Annotated in this window: 13 protein-coding genes; 8 read left to right on the top strand and 5 right to left on the bottom strand. The window is 68.2% G+C overall.

The window, feature by feature from the left end; all coding sequences use genetic code 11:
* Positions 1-52: 52 nt before the first annotated feature.
* The gene (locus FM111_RS10115; RefSeq protein WP_087140818.1) at positions 53-688 is read right to left on the bottom strand and encodes a DUF938 domain-containing protein; all 636 of its coding nucleotides are present in this window, start codon (positions 686-688) and stop codon (positions 53-55) included.
* Between the two features lie 210 nt (positions 689-898).
* On the opposite strand from FM111_RS10115, the gene FM111_RS10120 reads away from it, so the two are divergent.
* Positions 899-2,743 (top strand): phosphoenolpyruvate carboxykinase (GTP), encoded by a 1,845-nt coding sequence (locus tag FM111_RS10120; protein WP_087140819.1) that lies wholly within the window; start codon positions 899-901, stop codon positions 2,741-2,743.
* A gap of 52 nt (positions 2,744-2,795) precedes the next feature.
* Entirely contained in the window at positions 2,796-3,818 is a 1,023-nt protein-coding gene (locus FM111_RS10125) for an NAD(P)/FAD-dependent oxidoreductase (protein WP_256968191.1), read from the top strand.
* On the opposite strand, the gene FM111_RS10130 is transcribed toward FM111_RS10125, so the two are convergent.
* Positions 3,815-4,555, bottom strand: a complete 741-nt coding sequence (locus FM111_RS10130) for an energy transducer TonB family protein (RefSeq protein WP_087140820.1) — start codon at positions 4,553-4,555, stop codon at positions 3,815-3,817. The genes FM111_RS10125 and FM111_RS10130 overlap by 4 nt on opposite strands.
* 149 nt (positions 4,556-4,704) lie before the next feature.
* Between FM111_RS10130 and FM111_RS10135 the strand changes: the two genes are divergently transcribed.
* Both FM111_RS10135 and FM111_RS10140 read left to right on the top strand, forming a co-directional pair.
* Entirely contained in the window at positions 4,705-5,511 is an 807-nt protein-coding gene (locus FM111_RS10135; RefSeq protein WP_087140821.1) for a transglycosylase SLT domain-containing protein, read from the top strand.
* 89 nt (positions 5,512-5,600) lie between these two features.
* On the top strand, positions 5,601-6,743 hold the full coding sequence (locus FM111_RS10140; RefSeq protein WP_087140822.1) for a DUF2336 domain-containing protein: 1,143 nt from the start codon (positions 5,601-5,603) through the stop codon (positions 6,741-6,743).
* Positions 6,744-6,773: 30 nt separating this feature from the next.
* Here the strand turns inward: FM111_RS10140 and FM111_RS10145 are convergent, their stop codons facing one another.
* Genes FM111_RS10145 through FM111_RS10155 form a run of 3 tightly spaced genes read right to left on the bottom strand, consistent with a single transcriptional unit; the run spans position 6,774 to position 9,243 of the window.
* Positions 6,774-7,271, bottom strand: a complete 498-nt coding sequence (locus FM111_RS10145) for an Hpt domain-containing protein (protein WP_087140823.1) — start codon at positions 7,269-7,271, stop codon at positions 6,774-6,776.
* Between the two features lie 54 nt (positions 7,272-7,325).
* Positions 7,326-8,105, bottom strand: coding sequence for an NAD kinase (locus tag FM111_RS10150; protein ID WP_087140824.1), 780 nt, complete (start codon positions 8,103-8,105; stop codon positions 7,326-7,328).
* A gap of 31 nt (positions 8,106-8,136) precedes the next feature.
* Positions 8,137-9,243, bottom strand: a complete 1,107-nt coding sequence (locus FM111_RS10155; protein ID WP_087140825.1) for a DUF2336 domain-containing protein — start codon at positions 9,241-9,243, stop codon at positions 8,137-8,139.
* 174 nt (positions 9,244-9,417) lie between these two features.
* On the opposite strand from FM111_RS10155, the gene FM111_RS10160 reads away from it, so the two are divergent.
* From FM111_RS10160 to FM111_RS10175, 4 genes are all read left to right on the top strand, one after another.
* Positions 9,418-10,179: a class II aldolase/adducin family protein gene (locus FM111_RS10160; RefSeq protein WP_087140826.1), complete on the top strand. Its 762-nt coding sequence runs from the start codon at positions 9,418-9,420 to the stop codon at positions 10,177-10,179.
* Between the two features lie 14 nt (positions 10,180-10,193).
* Positions 10,194-10,955, top strand: coding sequence for a hypothetical protein (locus FM111_RS10165; RefSeq protein WP_256968192.1), 762 nt, complete (start codon positions 10,194-10,196; stop codon positions 10,953-10,955).
* 110 nt (positions 10,956-11,065) lie between these two features.
* Positions 11,066-12,214: an efflux RND transporter periplasmic adaptor subunit gene (locus FM111_RS10170; RefSeq protein WP_087140827.1), complete on the top strand. Its 1,149-nt coding sequence runs from the start codon at positions 11,066-11,068 to the stop codon at positions 12,212-12,214.
* Positions 12,214-15,450, top strand: coding sequence for an efflux RND transporter permease subunit (locus FM111_RS10175; RefSeq protein ID WP_218779200.1), 3,237 nt, complete (start codon positions 12,214-12,216; stop codon positions 15,448-15,450). The genes FM111_RS10170 and FM111_RS10175 overlap by 1 nt, the downstream gene beginning before the upstream one ends.
* Positions 15,451-15,630 lie beyond the last annotated feature (180 nt).

A 15,630-nucleotide genomic window follows, 5' to 3' on the forward strand; every position in this document is an offset into this window, starting at 1 on the left:
CTCCGCCATAGCCCTCGCCGCTACAGTGCTCTTTTGGCTATGAGTCCTGAGCCTAAACCCGGCGGAAGATCAGGCTCAGATTGTTGGCGGGCATGGCTCGCCGCAGCGTCAGGGCCAGGCCATGCGACCGGGCGAGCGCTTCAACCTCGCCCCGGTCGCGCAGGCCCCAGGCCGGATCGCGGGCCTTGAGGCTGTCGTCGAAGGCGGCGTTGGACGGCGCCAGCGGAACCTCGGCTTCGCGATAGGGGCCATACAGATACATGAGGCCGCCGGGGCGCGTCAGCGACCGCTCCGCAAGCTGCATCAGGCCTTCGGCCGCCGACCACGGGCTGATGTGGATCATGTTGATGCAGACGACGGCGTCCAACGGCGCGCTCGGCCAGGTGGCGTCATCCAGCATGTCGACCGCCTGTGCGGGCCGCAGGTTCGCCGCGCCTGTTTTCGCCCGCCACGCCTCGATACTGGCCCGCGCCTCCGCGCTGGGATCGCTGGGCGTCCATTCCAGGCCGGGCAGGGCGGTTGCGAAGGCGACCGCGTGCTGGCCCGATCCGGCGGCGATCTCCAGCACCCGGCCCCGCACGGGCAGGTGGGCGCGCAGCACCTCCAATATGGCCGCGCTGTTGCGCTCGGCCGCGGGCGAGATCAGGGCGCTCTGCGCGCCGTCCGGCGTCGACTTTACAGAATCCATCGTCTTCACGCCGAAGGAGATAGCCCTTGGGACGCGCTCTGACGATTTAAATGTGCGTGTGGATGGTCCGACCCGGATAACGGGGGAATGAAACGTGCAGCGGTTGACCTAACGTCCCGTCGGGTTCATTGGCCCCCGTTACACAGCGTGATCAGCTTATGGCGTGACGGCGACGACAGATCGCTGCGCGCAGCTTCAGGAGAGCAAGACGTGACGCAATCGATTCCCGGTCTCCATCCGGCGCCGACTGAACACAAGGGCCTCGTCGCCTGGGTGGAGCAGATCGCCGCCCTGACCAAGCCTGACCGTGTTCACTGGTGCGACGGCTCGGACGCCGAGAAGTCCGCCATCGTCGCCGATCTGATCGGCAAGGGCACGCTGAAGGAGCTGGATCAGGCCAAGCGCCCCGGCTGCTACTACGCCGCCTCGGACCCCAAGGATGTGGCCCGTGTCGAGAGCCGCACCTTCATCTGCTCGCAGGACGCCGCCGACGCCGGCCCGACCAACAACTGGTCCGATCCGGTCGAGATGCGCGCCCGTCTGGATGGCCTGTTCGACGGCTGCATGAAGGGCCGCACCATGTATGTGGTGCCGTTCTGCATGGGCCCGCTGGGCTCCAAGATCTCCGCCCTGGGCGTCGAGATCACCGACAGCGGCTATGTGGCCGTGTCGATGGGCGTCATGACCCGCATGGGCAAGGGCGCGCTGGACATGCTGGGCGCCGACGGCGTCTTCGTCCCCGCCGTTCACACCCTGGGCGCCCCGCTGGCTGAAGGTCAGGCCGACGTGGCCTGGCCCTGCAACGACGACAAGTGGATCGTCCACTTCCCTGAGACCCGCGAAATCTGGTCCTACGGCTCGGGCTACGGCGGCAACGCCCTGCTGGGCAAGAAGTGCTACGCCCTGCGCATCGCCTCGATCATGGCCCGCGACGAGGGGTGGCTGGCCGAGCACATGCTGATCCTCAAGCTGACCAGCCCCGAAGGCGTGTCGAAGTACGTCGCGGCCGCCTTCCCGTCGGCCTGCGGCAAGACCAACCTGGCCATGCTGCAACCGGCGCTGGATGGCTGGAAGGCCGAGACGGTCGGTGACGACATCGCTTGGATGCGCTTCGGCGACGATGGTCGTCTGTACGCCGTGAACCCGGAAGCGGGCTTCTTCGGCGTCGCGCCGGGCACCAGCCGCAACACCAACAAGAACGCGCTCGAAACCCTGACGCGCGACACCATCTTCACCAACGTGGCCCTGACCGCTGACGGCGACGTCTGGTGGGAAGGCCTGTCGAAGGACGCGCCGGAAGGCCTGACCAACTGGAAGGGCCAGCCGCACGATCCGGCATCGGGCGAGCCTGCGGCCCACCCGAACTCGCGCTTCGCCGTCTGGGCCGGTCAGTGCCCGTCGATCGCGCCTGAGTGGGAAGACCCCGCGGGTGTGCCGATCGACGCCATCCTGTTCGGCGGCCGTCGCGCCTCGGCCGTGCCGCTGGTGACGGAAGCTTTCGACTGGGAGCACGGCGTCTTCATGGGCTCGACCGTGGCTTCGGAAGGCACCGCCGCCGCCGAGAACAAGGTCGGCGAGCTGCGCCGCGACCCCTTCGCCATGCTGCCGTTCTGCGGCTACAACATGGGCGACTATTTCGGCCACTGGCTGAAGATGGGCGAGAAGTCGGACGCGTCTAAGTTGCCGCGTCTGTTCTTCGTCAACTGGTTCCGCAAGAACGACGAAGGCAAGTTCGTCTGGCCGGGCTTTGGCGACAACGCCCGCGTGCTGAAGTGGATCGTCGAGCGTCTGGAAGGCCAGGCCGAGGCCGTGGACACCCCGGTCGGCCGCGTGCCGTCGAAGGCTGCGCTGGACCTGTCGGGTCTGACGCTGACGGACGCCGACCTGCAGATCCTGCTGGACGTCGACGCCGACGTCTGGACCGAGGAAGCCGCCCTGATCCCCGCCTTCTACGAGAAGTTCGGCGATCGCCTGCCCAAGGCTCTGTGGGGCCAGCACGCCGCCCTGACCAAGCGTCTGGAAGAGGCGCGCGCGGCCAAGCTGGCGGCTGAATAAAAGACCGCTATCGACGGTTGAAATCGGGGCGCGGGAGGTCGAAGGACATCCCGTGCCCCTTTTCAATTCTCCCGAACCTTCCTTCGACGCCGTGGTCATCGGCGCGGGCGCTCTGGGCCTGTGCGCGGCGACGGAGCTGAGACGACGCGGGCGCCGCGTGGCGGTGGTCGATCCGGGCGGCGTCAACGCCTCGGCCGTGGCGGCGGGCATGATCGCGCCCGCTATGGAATGCGCCATCGACGATCTGTCGCTCGAGGCGGCTGAGGTTCTGCGCCGCGCGCGCGACCTGTGGCCCGCCTTCGCCGAGGCGACGGGCGTGCGCCTGTATGGCGATATGGCCGAGTGGCGCGGCGGCGACGTCGCCGAACTGGCGGCGCGGATGGCGGCGCTGGGTTTTCAGCATCAGTATGACGCCGCCTCGGCGCGCCTGACGACGCATGAGGATGCGAAGGTCGATCCGCCTCAGGCCCTGGCGGCGCTGGCGCGAGGGCTGACGGTGATCGAGGCGCAGGCGCAAGGCGTGTCGCCGGACGGGCAGGGCTGGCGGGTCCAGACGACAGCAGGCGCCGTGCGGGGCGATCATGTGATTCTGGCTACCGGCGCTGATCCGGCGCTGGAAGGCCTGCCGCTCGAAGCGCGGGCGGCCGTCGCCTGCATCGCCCCCATTCGCGGCCAGATCGGTCTGGTGAGGGAAAGGCTGGTCGATCATGTCCTGCGCGGGCCGGGCGCCTATGTCGCGCCGATGGGCGAGGGCAGCGTGATCGGGGCGACGATGGAGCCGGGCGCACGCTCGGTGATGCCTGACGCGGCGCGTTGCGAGGCCATGTTGGCCGCTGCATGGACGGTGCTGGGCCAGGCGCCGCGCCCGCTGACGATCGACTGGCGTGCGGGGGTGCGGGGAACGACGCCGGATGGCCTGCCGATCGCGGGGCAGGTCGCGCCGGGCCTCCATGTCGTGCTGGGGCCGCGCCGCAACGGATGGCTGCTGGGGCCGCTGATCGGCGCCGTCGTCGCCGATGCGACAGAGGGCCGGCCCGTCGCCGAGCCGACCCTCCATCCCTCGCGGTTCTTTTAATCCTTGGGCGGGTCGAAGCGGATCGCCATGGTGACGCGGGCGCCGTCGACGGCCTGACCGTCGACCGTGCGCGGGCTGAGGCGGAAGTAGCGGCTCAGGCTCATCGCCGCACGGCCGAAGCCCTGATTGCCCGGCGTCTCGGCCGTGACCGAGCAGCCGGTCAGGCTGCCGTCCACCCGCACCAGGCAGGACAGTTCGGCTACGCCGCCGATCCCACGCGCCTCGGCTGCCGAGGGGTAGGCCCGCATCAGTTGGTCCGCCGTCGGTTTCCGCACCCAGTCGGGCAGGGTGATGACGGGAACGGGCTTGGGCGGTTCGGGCGTGACCGTGGTTCCCGTCGAAGGTTCGGCCGCCGGTTCCGTCAGGTTGATGGCTGGCCCGGCGTCATGGCTGACGACAGGGGCGATCGGAATCTCCAGCGGCGCGACATCGCTGGGCATGACCTGCGCCGGCCGATGGATCGGCGGCGTCGGCGCGGGCGAAGCCTTTGGCGGCGTCTCAGGCTTGGGCGGCAGCGGCGGCCGGATCAGATCGATGATGGTGGGCGGCGTTTCTGTCGGCGCAGGCGGGATATCGGCCAATTCGAAACGTTGCTGATACAGCCAGACGCCAGCGCCGACGTGCGCGAGAGCCGAGGCGCCGATCATCGCCCACACCCATCGGGGCAGGGGCTTCTTGCGTTGTTGGAAATCGAGGGGGCTGACCACGCCGTGGCCGCCGGCGATACGCATCATCATGACTTACGCGCCTCCTGTCGCAGGCCCTCCCCAGCACCCACGGAACAGAGTTCGCGCTTCGCTTGCGGCCTTATTGTGGCGCTTTAAATTGTTAACGGCGGCGGTCTCGCGTTAAGGTTTGGTTTACCTAGGTTAGCGACCGTTCACACATGACCGTGAAAGCGATTCCATCATCCGGCGGCGTGGAGGCGGCGATCCGGCGCGCCTCGACCTCGACCGGCGTGGACTTCGATTTCCTGATGAAGACCGCGCGCCGTGAAAGCGCGATGAACCCCAATGCACGGGCGCCGACGTCCTCGGCTTCGGGCCTGTTCCAGTTCATCGAGCAGACCTGGCTGGGCACGGTGAAACGGCACGGCGCCAAGCACGGCTACGGCCAGTATGCGGATCTGATCTATCAGGGCGGCGACGGGCGCTGGCAGGTGCGCGGCTCGGCCCGCAACGTGGTGCTGGACCTGCGCTTCGACCCTCAGGCCGCCTCGACCATGGCGGGGGAGCTGACGGCGTCCAACGCCGCCTATCTGCGCGGCCGCACGGGACGCGAGCCGGGAGCGGGCGACCTCTATGCGGCGCACTTCCTGGGGCCAGCAGGCGCGGCCAAGTTGCTGGAGGCGGTGCAGGCGCGGCCCCAGTCCAGCGCGGTGGCCCTGTTCCCCGAAGCGGCGTCGGCCAACCGTTCGATCTTCTATCGCAACGGCCGCCCGGCCACGGCGGCCGAGGTGCACGCCAATCTGCAGCGTACGGCGGGCGAGGCCTTCCCGGCCGTCGGCGTCGGCAGCGGCGGCGCGGCCAAGGCGGCGCCGGAACTGAGCGAGAAGGATCGGATGCTGGCCGCGCGCATGGATCGGCTGAAGCAGGATCAGAGCCTGCTGGCGCTGTTGCTGGGGCAGGACGGACAGGGATCGGGCGGCGGATTCGGGGGCGCATTCGCTCCGCCGCCGGACAAGGTGGCGTGACCACGCTTCCGCCTTATTCCTAAGAGGGTGTTAACTATGTAACGCTAGGGGTGACGATTGATTCCTCGCCAACCCCGAGCCTCCGAGCCATGACCGCCTACCGGGCCAGACTGACGGAAAGCGACATCCGGCGCCTGATCAAGTCTGATCTGGAGGACGAGCGCGCGGCCGCCGCCCATAAGCTGTGTCGCAGCATCGACCGCATGACTCTGGACGATGTGGAGCGCGAGGCGGCGCAGAAGATCCTCAGCGTGCTGGCGGCGGATGCAGCCGAACTGGTGCGCCGGGCCGTGGCGGTGACGCTGAAGGCCTCGGACATCATGCCGCGCGAGGCGGCGCGTCGGCTGGCCGGCGACGTGGACAGCGTGGCTCTGCCCATCATCAACAGCTGCCCGGCCTTTACCGACGACGACCTGATCGAGATCGTGCGCGCCGGAACGGCGCTGCGCCAGGTGGCCGTGGCGTCTCGTCCGCGGGTGCCGCGCGATGTAGCGGCGGTACTGGTTGCGGAAGGCAAGCAGGAGGCGGTGGCGGCCCTGGCGTCCAACGACAACGCCGACCTGTCCGAGGCCGCGCTGGGCGTCGCCCTGGATCGCTTCAGCGATGCGCCCGAGGTGATCTCGGCCCTGGCCTATCGTCAGGTTCTGCCGTTGTCGGTGACCGAACGGCTTGTGGTTCTAGCCAGCGAAGCGGTGCGTGAACATCTGATCACCCGCCACGCCCTGGCGCCCGAGACCGCCATTCAGTTCGCCGACTTCGCGCGAGAACGGGCCACGATCGATCTGGTGGATCAGGCGCGGGTGACAGACGATTTGCCTGCCTTTGTGGTGGGACTGAACAGCCGTCGCGTGCTGACGCCGTCGCTGCTGTTGCGGTCGCTGGCGCGGGGGCAGATCGGCCTGTTCGAACACGCCCTGGCCGAGTTGGCCGGTACGCCGCATCATCGTGCCTGGCTGATGGTGCATGACGCCGGGCCTTTGGGGCTCAAGGCTATTTACGACCGCGCGGGGATGCCGCCGCGCCTGTTCCAGGCCTTCCGCGCCGGGGTCGATACCTGGCGCGCGCTCCAGGCCGAGGGCGGGGACACCGGCAGCGCCGCCTTCCGCCAACGGATGCTGGAGCGCTTCCTGAGCCAGCGCCCTGACGCCGCCCGTGAAGACCTGGCCTATCTGCTGGAACGGCTGGACCGTCCGGCCGATGACGGCTGGCGCGCTGCGGTGAATGCGGCCTAGACACGCCGTTACCTGAGAAGGGGCGGATTCCTAGCCCAGGTGCTCCGCCGTGCGGGCTTCGAGGGTTTCGACCAGATCGCGCCCGACGGGGTGCTCGTCAGTCTGAATCTTGTCGCGAACGACGGCCTTGATGGCGTCGACGTGGGCGTCGATCACGGCCAAGGGGGCCTGCATCCGCTTGTCGGCGTCATCCAGCATCCGGCAAAGCGAGGCGGCGATGCGCGTGACCAGCGGATATTCGTAAGTGGTCCCCAATCCCTTGAGGTCGTGGGCGCGGAAATAGAGGGCCTCAGCCGTTTCGGGCGTGTAGCCTTGGCTGCGGATGTCGGCCTGGGCCTTGTCCAGCTTGACCACCTCGTCGTTCAGCCACTGGCCGAACTGGGCCGACATGGCCTTTAACGCTTCCTCGGCCCTGGCGATGGCGTTGGCGTCGATGCCGCCGAAGCCGCCGCCGACCTTGGCGCGCAGGGGATTGGGCGGGCGGATGACTTGGTTGGTCACGGGCGGCTCCTCAACAACAGCACCCATTTTGCCGCGCAGAGGTTTAAAATCCGGTGACGGCGCCTCGATTAATTTTACAGTTCAGGCGGCGAACTGCTCGGCCATGACGCGCTCTTCATAGGAACGGCCTGAATCGAACAGCATGGTCAGGGTGATGTCGCGCCGTTCCCGCACCTCGACGCGCGAGACGCGGCGCACCTCGAAATTGTCGGCCGTGGCGCTGACCGGCCGCTTGTCCGGCTCCAGCACGTCGAACCGCACGCGCGCCGTGTGCGACAGCAGGGCGCCGCGCCAGCGCCGGGGCCGGAAGGCGCTGATCGGCGTCAACGCCAGGCTGGGCGCGTCCAGGGGAATGATCGGCCCGTGCGCCGACAGATTATAGGCGGTCGACCCCGCTGGCGTCGCCACCAGGCAGCCGTCGCAGGTCAGTTCCTCCAGCCGCACCTTGTCGTTGATGCTGATGCGCAGCTTGGCGCTCTGGCGCGTCTGGCGCAGCAGGGAGACCTCATTGATGGCCAGGCCGCTGTGAACCTGTCCGCTCTCGACCCAGGCGTCCATCTGCAGCGGATGCAGCACCGTGCGGTCGGCCTGGGCCAGCCGATCCAGCAGGTCGTCTTCCTCATAGTCGTTCATCAGGAAGCCGACCGAGCCGCGGTTCATCCCATAGACGGGCGTGCGCAGCTGAAGATTGTTGTGCAGGGTCTCCAGCATGAAGCCGTCGCCGCCCAGGGCGACGATCACCTGGGCCTCGGCGGCGGGAACGGAGCCATAGCGTTCGCTCAGCCGTATGCGGGCGGCCTCGGCCTCGGGCCGGTCGCTGGCGACAAAGGTGATGGCGGTGGGCTGGAACGACTGAGTCACGAGCCTACGCAAGCGGAGCGGAGGCGCGCTGTCAAACCGTCGGGCCGTCTTCGGGCGCCATCAGCAGACGAAATTCATAGGCGGCCTGGGTCGCCGAGCGCTGGGCCGGGCGCCAGGCCTCGCCATCGGGATCATGCGGCAGGCCGTGGTTCAACTGGCGAACCTCGCGCAGCAGGGCGGGGAAGGCGGCGCGATCCAAGCCTGCAGCGGTGCAGGCCAGGAACAGCGGTCGGGCGGTGTCGCCGCGCAGGGCGCGCCGCAGGGCCTCGGTCTCGAGCCGGCTCAGCAGGGCCAGGGCGTGGATGAACAGGTCCAGCTTCTTTTCCCGCACGGCCCGCATCAGGGTGGCGGGGCGCAACTGGTCCGCCGCATGCAGTTTGGCGGCCAGATTGGCGGCGGCTTGATCCGGCGAGGTCTCGGTCGCTTGCCGAGCGGCTGCTGCGACTGCTGTCGTCAGGGCGGCGGCGTCCAGGCTGAAGCGCTGGGAGATGGCCTGCTTCAGGGCGTCGCCGACCCATTGATAGAGGCGCAGGGCCTGATCCTCGCTCAATCGCGGATGTCGCGTCAGCGGCGCGCGCAGGGCGGCGATAGAGCGCGCCTGTTCTACCAGCCGGGCCATGTCGGCCGCGTCCAGCCGCGCTGTGCGGTTGACGGCCAGGGCGGTCATGACGGCGGGTTCGCCGCGATCCAGGATGGCGCGGACGATCGTGGCGCCAAGGTCGGGGCGCAGGGCCACCTGGACCTGATGATCCAGCGAGGCCTCTTGCAGCAGAGCCATAAGGTCGGCATCGAGCAACAGGGGGCTGGCGGCGATCACCGGGCGGGCGATTTCGATGGCGTCAGCGGCCAACAGGCGCACCAGGTCCGTCGGCGCCCAGGCGGCGTCGGCCAGTCGTTCGGCCAGGATACGTCGGATGTCCTGCTCGGCGACGCGGACCATGGCGACGAAGACCTCGGTCAGGGCGGCAGGCGCGCCGGTCTGGCCGCCGACCGAGTGATAAAGTTCGGCGACGCCGAGAAGCAGGCGTTGCTGTTCTTCCGGCGGGCGAGCGGCCGCCAGGTCGATCAGTTGGTGAAGGCTGGCCAGCGGCAGGGGCTCGCCACGCGGGGAAGACGCGAACGCCTCGATTGAGACCACGGAACCATCCCCCCGACGATGCGGCCGCGCCGCCAGCGGACAGTGTTCGCTCGTGTCGATGAAAACAGGGTTAACGAAGTCTTCCTTTTCGGCCCTTTCGGCCGCGTTCGGCGACTTGACGTGGGACCGGGGCGGAGAGAGGCTTCACCTGAACGCTGATAAGGGGGAAGACCAATGACGGACGAAGCGCAGTCGCTCAAATCCCAGGTTTCCGAGGCGGAGTGGAAGGCGCGGGTCGAACTGGCCGCGCTGTACCGCCTGGTGGCGCTGAACGGGTGGGACGACATGATCTTCACCCATATCTCGGCGCGCGTGCCGGGGCCGGAGCATCACTTCCTTATCAACCCTTACGGTTGGTATTTCGACGAAATTACAGCCTCTTCCCTGGTGAAGGTCGATCTGGACGGTAATGTCGTTCAGGACACGACCAGCTTCATCAACCCGGCCGGGTTCACCATTCACTCGGCGGTCCATGCGGCGCGCGAAGAGGCGCATTTCGTCATCCACCTGCACACGGTGAACGGCGTCGGCGTCGCGGCGCAGAAGGACGGCCTGCTGCCGATCAGTCAGAACGCCTGCCTGTTGCAGCATCAGGTCGCCTATCACGGCTATGAGGGTCTGGCGTTGAACCACGACGAGCGCGAACGGCTGGTGGCCGATCTGGGAGACAAGCCGCTGATGCTGCTGCGTAATCACGGCACCCTGGCGGTTGGAAACACGGCGGCGGAAGCCTGGGTCGGGATCTTCTTCCTGGAACGCGCCTGCGCCCAGCAGGTCGCGGCCCTGTCGGCGGGGCGCGACAACGTCCTGATCGCGCCTGACGCCGCCCAGGCGGAGACGAAGGAGCAGGGCCGGGGGATCGGCTTCATCTCTTCCCTGGCCTGGCCCGGCGCCCTGCGCCAGTTGCAGCGAAAATCACCCGGTTACGACATCTAGAAAAGGCGGGGGCCGTGCGGGGGAAGGGAAGCATCGGCCTCTGGGCCGGACTGGGGCTGCTGTCCGGCGCCGAGGCGGCTCACGCAGGCGCCTGGAACCTGCCGAAGGGGCAGGGCGAGATCATCGTCAAATATGAGAATATCCGCGCCGAGGACTACTTCGCCTCGGACGGCGGGCGGGTCGACCTGCCCGGCGGGCGGCGGGACATCGTGGCCAGCGTGTTTGTGGAATACGGGCTGAGCGACCGCATCACTCTTCAGGGCAAGGGCGAATGGCAGGACGGCCGTGACGAGTTCCTGGACTATCAGGGACTGGGGCCGATCGAGATAGGCGTGCGCTGGCAGGCCTATCGCGACGACCGCAACGTCGCCGCCGTCTATGTCGGCTATGCCGAGGGCGGCGCCGGGCGCAACGCCGGCTACGCGCCGCCGGGCGCCGGAGACAGCGATTGGGAGGCGCGGCTTCTGGCGGGCCGGTCCTTTGATCGCGGGTTCCTTGATCTTCAGGCGGCGCGGCGCTGGCGATCGGGTTTGCCGGACGAGACGCGGGCGGACGTGACGGCTGGATGGCGCCTCAACCGCGACTGGATGGTGATGGGTCAGGCCTTCGGCGGAGCGGCGGATGGGAACGGCGCCGCACGCTGGCTGTCGCTGGAAGGCTCGGTGGTGCGCCGGTTTGGCGACTGGCGGGTGCAGGCGGGGTGGCGGCAGGCCGTGGCGGGTCGTGAAATTCCTGCGGGCAGAGGGCCCATTATCGGAATCTGGCGTCGATTTTAGTCCCGATTTCCGCGACGGAATCCAAGGTTCCTCACGTTACAGATACGTTATTTGCGTAACGGCGGTGACCCGTTAAGCGGGGGCGCTTGTTGTCGGGGAGACTGCGTCGCGTGTTCAAACGCCATTTTTTCATTATCGGCGCAGCCTGCGTATTGGGGCTGATGGTCGTGGCGGCGATTATCAAGATCGCCTTCAGCGGCGGCGATGCGGCTCAGCAACACGGTCCGGGGGGACCGGGGGCGGGACGCGGCCAGATCGTCGCCGAGGTCGTGGCCGGACGGCGCGAATTCGCTGACCAGATCCGCGTGCTGGGCGTCGCCCGCAGCCGCCGCTCGGTCAACATCACCTCGAACACGACCGAACTGGTGACCAGGGTCATGTTCACCGACGGCCAGGCCGTGGCGGCGGGGGCGCCCCTGGTCGAGCTGCAGGCGCGCGAGGAAGACGCCGATCTGATCCGCGCTCGCGCCCAGCTGGAGAACGCCCAGCGCGAGTATGACCGCTACCGCATCCTGGCTGAGCGCGGCGTGGCGCCGCGCGTCATGGCGGAGACGGCCGAGACGGCGCTGAAGACGGCCCAGGCGGCCATGGCGGCGTCGGAAGCCCGTCGCGGCGACCGTATCCTGCGCGCGCCCTTCGCCGGCGTGCTGGGTTTGACGACGGTCACGCCGGGCACCCTGATCTCGCCGGGCGCGGTCATCACCACCCTGGACGACACCAGCGGGGTCCGCGTCGACTTCCCCATGCCTGAACGTTATCTGGGCGTTCTGCCCGTGGGCGCGCCGATCACCGCGACCACGGACGCCTTCCCCGGCGAAGAATTCAATGGCCGCATCGCCTTGCTGGATACGCGGGTCAATGAACAGACCCGCGCTGTCATCGCTCGCGCCGAGTTCCCCAACCCCGGAAACCGCATTCGCCCCGGCATGATGATGCGCGTCGCCGTCCATCAGGGGCGCCGCCAGAGCCTGGCCGTGCCTGAGGCGGCCGTTCAGTATGAGGGCCAGGGCGCGTTCGTTTACCGCATCGCGCGCGGCGAGACGGGCACGACCGCCCAGCGCGTCGAGGTCCAGACCGGCGCGGTCGAGAGCGGCTTTGTCGAGATCGTCTCGGGTCTGGGCAATAATGACCGCATCGTTGCGTCCGGCCTGAACCGCATCCAGCCGGGCGCTCCTGTCACCGTCGAAGGCGCCGAAGGCCAGCAACGCGGCGCTCCAGCCAAGGGCGGCGCACGCGCTCCGCAGGCGGCCCGCCCATGATGCTGTCTGATGTTTCGGTCCGGCGCCCCGTCTTTGCGGCGGTGGCGGCCATCGTGCTGTGCGTCATAGGCGCGGCGGCCTTCTTCTTCCTACCCGTGCGCGAACTGCCGGACGTGGACCCGCCCGTCGTCTCGGTCAGCACCAACTACGCCGGCGCCTCGGCCGAGGTGATCGAAAGCCGGATCACCGAGCCGATCGAGCAGCAGATCGCCGGCATCCAGGGCGTCGAGCGCATCAACTCGACCAGCCGCGACGGCCGCTCCAACGTGAACATCGAGTTCTCGCTGGACCGCAACATAGACGACGCGGCCAATGACGTGCGCGACCGTATTTCGCGCGTGCTGGGCCGCCTTCCGGACCAGGCCGATCCGCCGGAAGTGGCCAAGGCCGATTCCGACAGTCAGCCGATCATGATCATGTTCCTGCGCTCCACGACCATGGACCGCCTGGAGCTGACTGACTACGCCCGCCGTTATCTGGTGGACCGTTTCGCCACCGTGCCGGGTGTCGCTCAGGTCAACATCTTTGGCGAGCAACGCTACGCCATGCGTATCTGGCTGGACGCCGGAGCGATGGCGGCGCGAGGGTTGACCGTCACCGACGTCGAGACGGCCCTGAACAACCAGAACGTCGAACTGCCCGCCGGCGCGCTTGAATCGGCGCAGAAGGACTACACGGTCCGCGTGGCGCGCAACTACGCCGACCCGGCCGATTTCGCCCAACTGCCCATCGGCACGCGCGGCTCGGCCTCGACCGCCACCGGCGCGCAGGCGTCCGGCACCCTGGGCGCGGCGTCCGCCGCCATGACCAACGGCGTCACCGGCGCCCAGATCGGCAACGCCGCCTACGTCACCCGTCTGGGCGATATCGCCCGCATAGAAGAGGCGCCCGCTGAGGCGCGCCGCCTGTTCCGCGGCAACGGCGTCGATCAGATCGGCCTGGCCATCACCCGTCAGGCCCAGTCGAACGACCTGCAGATCTCCGAAGGCGCGCGCAAGCTGATGGAGGAGGTGGCCCACAGCCTGCCGCCCGGCACGACGCTGGAGGTCGGCTCTGACAACTCGGTCTTCACCTCGCACGCCATCGACGAGGTGTGGATCACCATCGGCATCTCCATGGCGCTGGTGGCCCTGGTCAACTTCATCTTCCTGGGCAGCCTGCGGGCGGCGATCATCCCGTCGGTGGTGGCGCCGATCTGCCTGCTAGCGACCTTCATCGTCCTGGCGCCGCTGGGCTTCTCGCTGAACCTGCTGACGCTGCTGGCCCTGGTGCTGGCCATCGGCCTGGTGGTGGATGACGCCATCGTCGTGGTCGAGAACATCCAGCGCCGCCTGGACCATGGCGAGCCGCCGCTGGTGGCCGCCGAGCGCGGGGCGCGTCAGGTCTTCTTCGCCGTCGTGGCGACGACGGTCGTCCTGCTGTCGGTGTTTGCGCCTCTGCTGTTCCTGCCGGGCTATGTGGGACGCCTGTTCGTGGAGCTGGCGGCGGCCATCGCGGCGGCCGTGGCCTTCTCGGCCTTCCTGGCGCTCAGCCTGTCGCCCATGCTGGCGTCCAAGATCCTGAAGCCGGCGCACACCGGCGGTTGGGTGGCGCGACGCGTGGATGCGGGCATGGATGCGTTGAAGCGCTCCTATGCGGCTTCGCTGGACGCCCTGCTGGGCCGCCGCATCGCTGTCGGCGGGGTGGCGGCTGTCATCGTCCTGGTCGCGGCAGGAGCCACAGGCATCTTCCTGCACCTGCCGAACGAGCTAGTGCCGAACGAGGACCGCGGTCGCGTGACGTTGCGTATCGCCGGGCCTGAGGGCACGGGCTTCGACTACACGCGCGAGATCATGCTGGGCCTGGAGCCGCTGCTGGCCGAGTATCGCGAGAACGGCGAGGCGGCCAACTATCTGGTCTCGTCGCCCGGTTTCGGCGGCTCGGGCTTCAGCTCGGGCAGCGCGATCCTGAACCTGTCCGACTGGTCCGAACGTGATCGATCGGCCGACCAGATCGCTCAGGAGCTGAACGGCAAGCTGCGCAACCAGACCGGCGCCCAGGTCAATGCCTCGACGCCCGGCGCCTTCCAGCGCGGCGGCGGCAACTCCAATTCGGTCGAGATGGTCGTCACGGGTTCGGAATACGCCGCCATCTACAACTGGCTGCAGCCCATTCTGGCGGCGGCGCAGGAGAACCCCGGCTTCTCGCGTCCGCGCCTGAACTATGAGCCGAACGCGCCGCGCCTGCTGGTCGACGTCGATCCGCAGAAGGCGGCCGCCCTGGGCGTTTCCTCGCAGCAGATCGGCCGTACGCTGGAGACCATGTTCGGTTCGCGTCGCGCCACGACCTACATCAAGGGCGGCCAGGAGTACGACGTCATCCTGCAGACCGAGCGCGACAGCCGCCGTGAGGTTTCCGACCTGGAGTCGCTCTATGTCTCGACCGGCACGGCGCAACTGGTGCCGCTGTCGGCCGTGGTCACGACCAAGACCTCGGGCGATACGCCGGATCGTCGCCGCCTGGATCGCCAGCGGGCCATCACCCTGGCGGCCGATCTCAACCCCGGTACGACCATTGACGACGCGGTGCAGTTCCTGAACGCCGAGGTCGCCAAACAGCCGCAGGGCGTGACCAACATCCGCTGGGGCGGCGCCGCGCGCGACCAGCAGGAGGCGGGCAGCGCCGTGGGCTGGGCCTTCGCCCTGGCCCTGCTGTTGGTCTTCCTGGTGCTGGCGGCTCAGTTCGAGAGCTGGATCACCCCGGCGGTCATCATGCTGACGGTGCCGCTGGCGGCGGCGGGCGGGCTGTTTGGTCTGCTGATGGCGGGCTCCAGCCTGAACATCTACAGCCAGATCGGCCTGATCATCCTGATCGGCGTCGCGGCCAAGAACGGCATCCTGATCGTCGAGTTCGCCAACCAGCTACGCGACCAGGGCCGGACCATCCGCGAGGCCATCATCGAGTCGGCGGCCCTGCGTCTGCGCCCGATCATCATGACCTCGATCGCCACCGCCTTCGGCGCCTTGCCGCTGGTGCTATGGCAAGGGGCGGGGGCGGGCAGCCGTCAGACCATCGGCGTGGTGATCTTCACCGGCGCCATGTTCGCGACGGTGCTGACCCTGTTCGTGGTGCCGGTGATCTATGGCGTGCTGGCGCGCTTCACCAAGTCGCCAGAATACACCGCCCGCAAGATCGAGGAATGGGAAGCGCAGGAGAAGCGCGCCGGCCTCGAGCCAGACATGAGCCCGGCGGAATAGTTTCCTTCTCCCCTTGTGGGAGAAGGTGGCTGCCGAAGGCAGACGGATGAGGGGTGTCGGCACGGCGCCAAAAAGGCTGAAGAGGTTTGCGCCCAGCAACCCCTCATCCGACCTCGCTCCGCTCGGCCACCTTCTCCCACAAGGGGAGAAGGAAGCTGTCACTCGCCCTGCGGCTTGAAC

It is taken from the genome of Brevundimonas diminuta 3F5N, assembly GCF_900163625.1.
GTDB classification, from domain to species: Bacteria; Pseudomonadota; Alphaproteobacteria; order Caulobacterales; family Caulobacteraceae; genus Brevundimonas; species Brevundimonas diminuta_A.

Bases quoted from the DNA above. Each gene is read 5' to 3' on its own strand.
- FM111_RS10135 (WP_087140821.1), top strand. From the start codon at position 4,705: ATGACCGTGAAAGCGATTCCATCATCCGGCGGCGTGGAGGCGGCGATC.
- FM111_RS10160 (WP_087140826.1), top strand. From the start codon at position 9,418: ATGACGGACGAAGCGCAGTCGCTCAAATCCCAGGTTTCCGAGGCGGAG.
- FM111_RS10175 (WP_218779200.1), top strand. From the start codon at position 12,214: ATGCTGTCTGATGTTTCGGTCCGGCGCCCCGTCTTTGCGGCGGTGGCG.
- FM111_RS10115 (WP_087140818.1), bottom strand. From the start codon at position 688: ATGGATTCTGTAAAGTCGACGCCGGACGGCGCGCAGAGCGCCCTGATC.
- FM111_RS10140 (WP_087140822.1), top strand. From the start codon at position 5,601: ATGACCGCCTACCGGGCCAGACTGACGGAAAGCGACATCCGGCGCCTG.
- FM111_RS10145 (WP_087140823.1), bottom strand. From the start codon at position 7,271: ATGGGTGCTGTTGTTGAGGAGCCGCCCGTGACCAACCAAGTCATCCGC.
- FM111_RS10130 (WP_087140820.1), bottom strand. From the start codon at position 4,555: ATGATGATGCGTATCGCCGGCGGCCACGGCGTGGTCAGCCCCCTCGAT.